We start from the raw sequence: 3,610 nt of genomic DNA, 5'->3' as shown, positions 1-3,610 counted from the left end.
CCCCGCCCCGACAACACCACCGGCAACGGCCGGTTGTCCGCGGCCACCACCCCCACCGGCTCAACAACCGGCGCCTCCTCCACAACAACATGCGCGTTGGTGCCGCTCAGGCCGAAGGAGGAGATGCCCGCACGGCGGGTGTGTCCGGTATCACGGGCCCAGGGCCGCGCCTCCTGCAACAACGCCAGACCACTGCCGTCCCACTCCACCAGCGGACTCGGCTCACCGGCATGCAACGTCTTCGGCAGCGCTTCGTGCTCCAAGGCAAGCACCATCTTGATCACACCAACCACGCCGGCGGCCGCCTGCGCATGCCCGATGTTCGACTTCGACGAACCCAGCCACACCGGCCGGTCCACCCCACGCCCCGGACCGAAGACCTCGGCCAGCGCACCCGCCTCGATCGGATCACCCAGTGGCGTTCCTGTGCCGTGCGCCTCGATCGCGTCGATGTCCGCGGGTGTCAGACGCGACGCCTCCAGGGCATCGCGCACAACCCGCTGCTGCGACGGCCCGTTCGGCGCCGTCAGCCCCTGACTACGACCATCCTGATTCACCGCACTGCCCCGGATCACCGCCAGCACCCGGTCACCATCACGCTCAGCGGCCGACAACCGCTTCAACACCAAAATGCCGACCCCGTCCGACCAACCCGCACCATCGGCCTGCGCGGAGAACGACTTGCACCGCCCGTCCGGCGCCATACCCTTCAACCGCGAGAACTCCACAAACAACGCCGGAGTGTTCATCACCGTGACACCGCCCGCGAGAGCGAGTTCACACTCGCCCGCCCGCAGGGCCTGCACGGCCAGATGCACCGACACCAGCGACGACGAACACGCCGTGTCCACCGTGATCGCCGGGCCCTGAAGACCCAGCGTGTACGCCACACGACCCGACACCACACTCAACGCGTTCCCGGTGCTGACGTACCCGTCGAGGGCATCGAGATCGTAGCCCTGCTGGTTGCCGTAGTCGGAGCTCATCGCGCCGAGGTAGACGCCCGTACGGCTCTCGCCCAGCGACTCAGGACGGATCCCGGTCCGCTCCAGTGCCTCCCACGACGCCTCGAGCACCAGCCGCTGCTGCGGATCCATCGACAGCGCCTCACGCGGCGAGATCCCGAAGAACGCGGCGTCGAATCGCTCGATGTCGTCGATGAAGCCGCCTTCGCGGGCGTAGCTCTTTCCGACGGCCTCGGGATCGGGGTCATACACGCCCAGGCCGTCCCACCGCGACGGCAGACCACCCACCGCATCCCCACCCGAGGCCAGCAGCTCCCAGAACGCCTCCGGCGTATCGATACCACCCGGCAGCCGGCACGCCATCGACACGATCGCGATCGGCTCGGTGCGTGCCGTACGTTCGGCGGTGAGCTCCTTCTCAGTCTCGACGAGCGCGTTCGCCGTACGCCGCAAATACGCCTCGAGCTTTTCGACTTCGGACGCGCTCATTCGCTCACTCCAAGCTTGCGATCCAGGAACTGAAGAAGGTCATCCGTACTGCCGGTGTCGAGCTCGGCTTCCGGTACCGGCTGCTCGTCCGTCGCGGCCGCGGTCTTCGCCAGGCCGTCCCTCAGGGCAAGCAGATCGGCGGCGAAGCCCATCTCGTCGAGCTGCTTCGGCGTCGCGGCGCGCAGCAGCTCCACCAGGCTGTCGATCTGGGTTCTGGTCACGCCCCGCGCGCCGCCGGCCCGGCTGCCGGAGCCGACGGCCAGCTTGTCGAGGAGCAGTGCCGCGATGGCGGCAGGTGTCGGGTGGTCGAAGGCCAGAGTCGAGGGCAGGGACACCCCGGACCCGGCGGAGAGGCGGCGGCGCAGCTCGACGGCCATCAGCGAGTCCATGCCCAGTTCCTTGAGGACCTGGAGGGCGCCGATACCGTCCGTCCCGGGCGCGCCGAGAACGGTGGCGGCCTCGTGCTGCACCAGCCGAGTGAGATGGGCGGTCCGCTCTTCCTCTGGCAGTTCCAGCAGCCGCTCGCGCAGCCCGGACGAGGTGCCGCCGGATTCTCCGACTCGTTTGCGCGGGGCCCGCAGCAGGTTGCGCAGCAGTACGGGAACCTCGCCGCCGTTGTCCGATTCCCTTTGCAACGAGGTGAGTTCGAGTTTCACCGGAACCAGGTGGGGATGCGGTTGTGTCAGCGCGGTGTCGAGGGCGGTCAGGCCCTGTTTTTCGCTCAGCGCGCCGACGCCCTGGCGTCGCAGCCGCGCCAGCTCCGCCTGGCCGAGGCCGGCGGTCAGTCCGATACCGGACTGCTGCCACAGCCCCCATGACAGGCTCACGCCCGGCAGGCCCTCCGCCCGCCGGCGCGCGGCGAGGGCGTCGAGGAACGTGTTCGCGGCGGCATAATTGCTCTGTCCCGCCCCGCCGAGGACCCCGGCAACCGACGAGAACAGGACGAACGCGGCCAGGTTGAGGTTCTTCGTCAGGTTGTGCAGGTGCAGGGCGCCGCTGACCTTCGGTGCCAGAACGCTGTTCAGCCGCTCGCTGTTCTGCGCGCTCAGCAGTCCGTCGTCCAATACGCCCGCGAGGTGGAACACACCGGTCCAGGGGTGTTCCGCGTCGGCGGTCGCGAGCGCCGTGGCGACATCCTCACGACGGCTCACGTCGCAGGCCACCACCTGGACGCTCTCGGCGCCGAGGGCGGTCAACTCCGCCACCAGGTCGCCCGCTCCGGGTGCGTCGAGGCCGCGCCGCGAGGTCAGCACCAGGTGTCGCACGCTGTGCGTACGGACCAGGTGCGCGGCTATGGAACGGCCCAGCTCGCCCGTACCACCCGTGATCAGCACCGAACCGGAGGGGTCGAGCGGCGCCGCGATCGGCTGCCCACCCGGTTCGGCGGCGTCCGCGTTCGTCGTCCGTACGAGCCGTGCGGCGCGGATCTCACCGTCACGGATCGCGATCTCCGGCTCGCCCGCCATGGCGACCGCCCGGGGCAGCAGCGCGTCACCGGCGCTCCCTGCCTGTAGGTCGATGAGGCGGATCACCCGCTCGGCGTATTCGTTACGCGCCGCGCGGAGCAAGCCCCACAGCGGTGCGTGTGCCAGGTCGCGGACATCGTCGTCCACGGCCACTGCCGAGCGTGTGATCCATAGCAACTCCGTTGTCTCCAGGCGTGGTTCGGCCAGAAGACGCTGGAGTGTGCCCAGTGCGGAAGCGGTCAGCTCCTGCGTGGCACAAGCGATGTCGTCGCCTGTCGGCGCCGCCGTTGCGTCCACGGCCACTCGAGCGGGCGCTTGCCCCCCGTTGTCGAGATGGGCAAGCAGAACATCCACATCAGCCACATGGTCGGCCTCCAGGATCTCGTACACCCCGGCGTTTTCGCCGAGGATCCATATGCCGTCCGCCGTCGTCTCCTGCGTAAGGCGCGGCGTCCGGAAGTCGACGCGATAGAGGTGCTCCAAGGATTCGCCAACCCGGATCTGCTCGGCGGTCGCCTCGCGGATGGCCAGACCTCGTATGTGTGCGACGGGGTGGCCGGCCGAGTCGGTCACCTGAATGCGGGCGTTGGTGTGGGTGTCGTCCACGTCGATGCGTACGCGTAGTTCGGTGGCGCCGGAGGCATACAGCTCGACACCGGTCCACTCGAAGGGCAGCAGGACCTGCCTGTC

2 protein-coding genes are annotated in these 3,610 nt (G+C 69.0%); both read right to left on the bottom strand.

Features of this window, described 5'->3' with window-relative positions:
- A partial coding sequence (locus ACIRQP_RS42175) for a type I polyketide synthase (protein ID WP_403900743.1) occupies positions 1–1,454 on the bottom strand: 1,454 nt, incomplete at its 3' end.
- Positions 1,451–3,610, bottom strand: a 2,160-nt coding sequence (locus tag ACIRQP_RS42170; protein ID WP_403900741.1) for a type I polyketide synthase, incomplete at its 5' end; no start/stop codon positions are given. The genes ACIRQP_RS42175 and ACIRQP_RS42170, both read right to left, overlap by 4 nt.

Origin of the sequence: Streptomyces sp. NPDC102274, assembly GCF_044766385.1 — a bacterium.
Classification (GTDB): Bacteria; Actinomycetota; Actinomycetes; order Streptomycetales; family Streptomycetaceae; genus Streptomyces.
The sequence above is the reverse complement of the archived record's forward strand: the minus strand, read 5'-3'. Positions and strand labels throughout refer to the sequence as shown.